7 protein-coding genes are annotated in these 5,834 nt (G+C 60.6%); 6 read left to right on the top strand and 1 reads right to left on the bottom strand.

Translation table 11 applies throughout. The features are described from left to right. On the top strand, nucleotides 1-447 hold a 447-nt coding region (locus J0I64_RS04005), incomplete at its 5' end, for a dihydrodipicolinate synthase family protein (protein WP_291406318.1). 55 nt (nucleotides 448-502) lie between these two features. After that, nucleotides 503-1,003: an SsrA-binding protein SmpB gene (gene smpB, locus J0I64_RS04000; protein ID WP_291406317.1), complete on the top strand. Its 501-nt coding sequence runs from the start codon at nucleotides 503-505 to the stop codon at nucleotides 1,001-1,003. 138 nt (nucleotides 1,004-1,141) lie between these two features. Here smpB and J0I64_RS03995 read toward each other — a convergent pair whose 3' ends face one another. Further along, nucleotides 1,142-1,693, bottom strand: coding sequence for an NYN domain-containing protein (locus tag J0I64_RS03995; RefSeq protein ID WP_291406316.1), 552 nt, complete (start codon nucleotides 1,691-1,693; stop codon nucleotides 1,142-1,144). A 223-nt stretch (nucleotides 1,694-1,916) separates the two neighbouring features. Between J0I64_RS03995 and rpoZ the strand changes: the two genes are divergently transcribed. From rpoZ to acpS, 4 genes are all read left to right on the top strand, one after another. Continuing rightward, nucleotides 1,917-2,285, top strand: coding sequence for a DNA-directed RNA polymerase subunit omega (rpoZ, locus tag J0I64_RS03990; RefSeq protein WP_056309918.1), 369 nt, complete (start codon nucleotides 1,917-1,919; stop codon nucleotides 2,283-2,285). A gap of 236 nt (nucleotides 2,286-2,521) precedes the next feature. Then, complete coding sequence (locus tag J0I64_RS03985; protein WP_291406315.1) at nucleotides 2,522-4,807, top strand: bifunctional (p)ppGpp synthetase/guanosine-3',5'-bis(diphosphate) 3'-pyrophosphohydrolase; 2,286 nt, start codon at nucleotides 2,522-2,524, stop codon at nucleotides 4,805-4,807. Beyond that, nucleotides 4,794-5,384 (top strand): orotate phosphoribosyltransferase, encoded by a 591-nt coding sequence (gene pyrE, locus J0I64_RS03980; protein ID WP_291406314.1) that lies wholly within the window; start codon nucleotides 4,794-4,796, stop codon nucleotides 5,382-5,384. The genes J0I64_RS03985 and pyrE overlap by 14 nt, the downstream gene beginning before the upstream one ends. Before the next feature lie 31 nt (nucleotides 5,385-5,415). Beyond that, a partial coding sequence (acpS, locus tag J0I64_RS03975) for a holo-ACP synthase (protein WP_291406313.1) occupies nucleotides 5,416-5,834 on the top strand: 419 nt, incomplete at its 3' end.

Genomic DNA, 5,834 nt, shown 5'->3' with positions numbered 1-5,834 from the left:
GTTGACACCATTGCGCGCCTCCGCGATGCGCATAGCAACATCATCGGCGTCAAGGATGCGACCGGCGATCTCGAACGCGCCACCATGGAACGCGTCAAGCTCGGCGAAGATTTCATCCTGCTCTCGGGCGATGACAGCACCGCGCTGGGCTTCAATGCGCATGGCGGCAATGGCTGCATTTCGGTGACAGCCAACGTGGCGCCGCGCCTCTGCTCGGAAATGCAGGAATTGTCGCTGGCCGGCGATTTCAAGTCTGCCCGCGCGATCAATGAAAAGCTGGCTTATCTCCACAAGGATCTCTTCATGGAGCCCAATCCGGCTCCCGCGAAGTATGTGGCCAATCGCCTCAATCTTTGCGCCAATGAAATGCGCCTGCCGCTGCTGCCGATCAGCAAGCCGACCCAGGACGCCATGGATTTGGCAATTGCCCATGCCGGCCTTATCTAAGAGCATCTAGCGAAAAGCTCCGGGCTTTTCGCATCAAGGATGCGCCTGGGAACTTATGGCACAGCAGAAGAACGACAAGAACAAGAACGGATGGATCAGCCACGGTCTCGTGGCTGAAAACCGTCGTGCGCGTTTTGACTATGAAATCGGCGACACCCTCGAGGCCGGCATCGAATTGACCGGCACCGAGGTCAAATCGCTGCGCCTCGGGAAGGCGCAGATCGCCGAATCCTACGCCTCCCCCGAAAAGGGCGAGCTCTGGCTGATCAATTCCCACATCCAGGAATATCTCCAGGCCAACCGCTTCAATCATCAGGAAAAGCGCCCGCGCAAACTCCTCGTGAGCAAGAAGCAACTGGCTCGCCTCGATCAAGAAGTCGCCCGCGCCGGCCATACGATCGTGCCCCTGAAACTCTATTTCAACGATCAGGGCCGCGCCAAGCTGCTCATCGGCATCGGCAAGGGCAAGAAAAACTACGACAAGCGCGCCACCAGCCGCGACCGCGATTGGAGCCGCGACAAGGCCCGCATCATGAAGGAAGGCGGGCGCGGCTGAGAGCTGCGCTCAGGCTTCCACACCTTCCAAAATACACGGCGTCATTCCCGCGAAAGCGGGAATTTCTGTTTCCATACAATGGGATTCCCTCGAAAGAGGGGCAGGCGGGAACGCCCGGAGCACGGCCGGGCGCCGTCGTCAGGCCTCAGTCGGCCTCTGCACCTGTGGCCGGCCCACCGTCTTTGCCAGCTCCGCCACATCGAGGAAAAAGTCCGCCTGCCGCCGCAGGTCGTCCGAAATCATCGGGGTGGAGGTGGTCAGCGTCGAAACCACGGTCACGCGCTTGCCCTTGCGCTGCAGCGCCGCCACCAGCGCTGTGAAGTCGCCGTCGCCGGAAAAGAGAATGAGGTGGTCGAAATAGGGGGAGAGCTCCAGCGCATCGACGCAAAGCTCAATGTCCATATTGCCCTTCACCTTGCGGCGTCCGAGGGCGTCGGTGAATTCCTTGGCCGGCTTGGTGACGACCGTGTAGCCGTTATAGTCGAGCCAGTCGATCAACGGGCGGATCGAGGAATATTCCTGGTCCTCCACCAGCGCGGTGTAATAGTTGGCCCGCAGCAGATAGGCCTTGTTGCTGAATTCGGTGAGTAGCTTGCGATAGTCGATATCGACGCCAATTGCCTTCGACGTGGCATAAAGATTGGCGCCATCGATGAAGAGGGCGATTTTTTCCCGTGGGTCTACGGCCATGTTTGGAAAATTCTCCAATGAAATGAGTAAATTATAACCACTGGCGCCGAGTGGTCCCGACTCGGCATTGCGAGGCAATCTCGCTATTATTTCGATTAACTTCGCTATCCGTATATTTTCTGCCCGGCGCCAAGGCAAGGGGAGACGAATCGGGCGCCATGCTTGCCATCCCGGTTAACGTGGTGTATGCGGAGACTTTCTCCCCACAAATTTGGAGACGTTCGTGGCACGCGTCACCGTTGAAGACTGCATCGAAAAGGTCGACAATCGCTTCGACCTCGTGCTCATGGCCGCTCACCGTGCGCGCATGATTTCCTCCGGCGCTCAGATCACCGTCTCGCGCGACAACGACAAGAATCCTGTCGTTGCCCTGCGCGAAATCGGCGACGGCACCATCTCGCCGGATGACCTGCATGAAGATCTGATCCACTCGCTGCAGAAGTATGTCGAAGTGGACGAGCCCGAGAGCCACGCCGCTCCGCTCATCGAGAGCGCTGGCGACGACGACTCGATCAATTTCGATACCATCAGCGAAGAAGAACTGCTGCGCGGCATCGAGAGCCTGGCTCCGCCGGAACGCCGCGACGACTAAGTCGTTCGCATTGGCACCATGAAGCTTGGAAACACCCTCGGCCTCGCCGGGGGTGTTTTCTTTTGGCGCAAGCCCTTCGACACGAGCCTCCGCACCACCCGGAACGGCCTCCGCCGGCTCCGCTTCACTTATTGTTTTCGCGCTTTTTCTTAACCGAGCCCGAAACTCCCGCATCCGACTCTTCCCATTTTCATTCAACGCGCTAAGTATGGATTGTTCCGAGAGCGACGAACTCCATGATGCGTCAGTATGAACTCGTCGAACGCGTTCAGGCCTATAACCCGAACGCCGACGAGCAGTTGTTGAATAAGGCCTATGTTTACGCCATGCAGAAGCATGGCTCGCAAAAGCGCGCCTCCGGCGACCCCTATTTCAACCATCCGCTCGAAGTGGCGGCCATCCTCACGGACCTCAAACTCGACGACGCCTCGATCGCCGTGGGCCTCCTCCACGACACGGTGGAAGATACGGACGCGACCCGCGCCGAAATCGACCAGATCTTTGGCGCCGAGATTGCCACCATTGTCGATGGCCTGACCAAGATCGAGCGCCTCAATCTCGTCAGCCGCGAGGAAGCGCAGGCCGAAAACCTCAGGAAGCTGCTGCTCGCCATCAGCCAGGACGTGCGCGTTCTCCTCGTGAAGCTCGCCGATCGCCTGCACAATATGCGCACCCTGCAATATATGCGCGCCGACAAGCAGCAGCGCATCGCGCAGGAAACCATGGATATCTATGCCCCGCTCGCCGGCCGCATGGGTATGCAGGACATGCGCAATGAGCTTGAAGATCTCTCGTTCCGCATTCTCCAGCCCGATCACTACAAGGCGATCATCGAGCGCCTCGACCAGCTCCAGGCAGAGAACAAGGAAACCATCGACACCATCACGCGTGAGCTGACGGAGCGTCTGGCCGCCGAAGGCATTACAGCGCGCGTAAAAGCGCGGGTGAAGTCGCCCTATTCGATCTTCTCGAAAATCCAGCGCAAGTCGATCGCTCTGGAACAGCTGTCGGACATGATCGGCTTCCGTGTCATCGTGCAGTCGCTCGAAGAGTGCTACCGCACGGTGGGCATCATCCACACCCAGTGGAAGGTCGTGCCCGGTCGCTTCAAGGACTATATCTCGGTCCCCAAGCACAACGACTACCGCTCGATCCACACCACCATCGTTGGTCCTAGCCGCCAGCGCGTCGAGCTGCAGATCCGTACCGAGGAAATGGACCGCATCGCCGAATTCGGCATCGCGGCCCACGCGCTCTACAAGGATGGTTCCTCGGCCAATCTCGGGCGCATCGAGAACGAATCCCAGGCCTATGGCTCGCTCCGCCAGTCGATCAGCCACCTGACCTCGGGCATCTCGACCGAAGATTTCCTCGAATATACAAAGCTTGAGCTCTTTCAGGATCAGGTCTTCTGCTTCACGCCGCGCGGGCGCCTCATCGCCCTGCCGCGTGGCGCGACGCCGATCGACTTCGCCTATGCGCTCCATACCGATATCGGCGATACCTGCGTCGGCGCCAAGATCAATGGCCTGATCCTGCCGCTCGTCACCCAGCTCCGCTCGGGCGATGAAGTCGAAATCCTGCGCGATCAGAACCATCGTCCGCCCAGTAACTGGATCGGCATTGCCGCTACCGGCAAGGCTCGCGCCGCCATTCGCCGTGCCGTTCGCCAGTCGACCATGCAGCGCGCCTATGCGCTCGGCGAACACGTCCTCAACATGATGCTCGAACGCGAAGGCGTCATGCTCGACGATAGTGAGAGCAAGGCCCTCGCCGAAGAACTCGGGCAGGCCGGCAAGCGCGAATTCCTCATCGCCGTGGGCGAAGGCAAGATCGGCAGCGAAGACCTCGGCAATGCGCTTGCCAAGGTCAAGGGAATCCGCAAGCGCCGCCGCAAGCTCGACCTGCCAGTGGCCGACACGGCCGACGGCTGGTTCGCGCTCCGCGCCACCGACCAGTTCAAGTTCCGCGTCCCCGGTGGCCAGCATGCCGGCCCCAATGCCAAGGCGGCTCTCGCCCAGCTCGATTTCCACACCCCCGTCACCATCACGGGGGAGGGTGTCGTGCCCGGCGACCGGCTCGTCGGCATTCTCGAACCCAATGCCCCGCTCACGGTCTACCCGATCCATTCCGACGCGCTGATCGAGAAGCACGATGGTGACGTCGCCTGGGTCGACGTGCGCTGGGACGTCGCGGCGACCGAAGACAAGCTCTACGCCACCGTCATTTCGATGGAATCGGTCAACCGCCCGGGTTCACTGGCGCAGATTTCCGCTGCCATCGCTTCGTGCGAAGCCAACATCAACAATCTGGTCATGCGGATGATTTCGCCCGACTTCCACCAGATGATTTTTGAAATCGAGGTCCGCGACCTTGCGCAATTGACCGATGTTCTGGCAACGCTCAAGCGCAGTCCCGGCCTTTCCGCCGTCCAGCGGGCTGGCCTGAGGGAAGCGAGCATGATCTCGACCCTGGAATGGGATGGCAAGATAGACAGGAGTGCGCGCCGTGACGAAAGATGAAGTGCTGGATATTTTCCGCAAGTGTGGCGCGCTGCTTGAAGGCCACTTCATCCTGTCCTCCGGCCTGCGCTCGCCGCTGTTCCTGCAGAAGGCCAAGGTCTTCCAATACGCCGCCGAGACCGAAAAGCTCTGCAAGGCGCTGGCCGAAAAGATCGAGGCCGAAGTTCCCGGCGTCACCAAGGTCGTCTCGCCCGCTATCGGCGGCATCATCCCCGGCTACGAAACCGCCCGCCAGCTTGGCCTGCCTGCGCTCTACACCGAGCGCGTCGAGGGCCAGTTCGAGCTGCGCCGCGGCTTTGAAATCTCGCCTGACGACAAGGTGATCGTCGTCGAGGACATCGTGTCCACCGGCCTTTCCATCCGCGAATGCGTCGCCGCCCTGCGCGGCATCGGTGCCAATGTGGTTGCCGCCGCCTGCCTCATCGATCGCTCCGCCGGCGAAGCCGATGTCGGCGTGCCGCTGATTTCGCTGATCGAATTCAAGGTGCCGGCCTATCCGGCCGACCAACTGCCCCCCGAACTCGCCGCCATCCCGGCAGTGAAACCCGGCAGCCGCGGCATTCAGGGTGTAAAATAGTGGCCTGGAGCCGCGAACGAGGAGCAAAACAATGATCATCGGCCTCGGCTCCGACCTCATCGAGATTCACCGCATCGGCGCAACGCTCGATCGTCACGGTGAGCGTTTTACCCATCGCTGCTTTACCGACCTCGAGCGCGCCAAGTCCGATCGCCGGGCCCAGCGCGCTGCCTCCTACGCGAAGCGCTTCGCCGCCAAGGAAGCCTGTTCGAAGGCCCTGGGAACCGGCCTTAGTTTCGGCGTTTATTGGCGCGACATGGGCGTAGTGAACCTGCCTTCGGGCAAGCCCACTATGAAACTCACCAATGGCGCCCTCCGCGCCCTGGAGCGACTTGTCCCACCGGGCCACGAGCCCCATATCCACATCACAATTACCGACGACGCAGGTCTGGCGCAGGCTTTCGTCATCATAGAAGCGCTGCCGGTTGACCCTTCACGGGCAAGCGTCTA

The sequence above is a fragment of the Devosia sp. genome (assembly GCF_017307565.1).
Lineage (GTDB): Bacteria > Pseudomonadota > Alphaproteobacteria > Rhizobiales > Devosiaceae > Devosia.
This window is presented reverse-complemented; position numbering and strand designations above follow the sequence as displayed.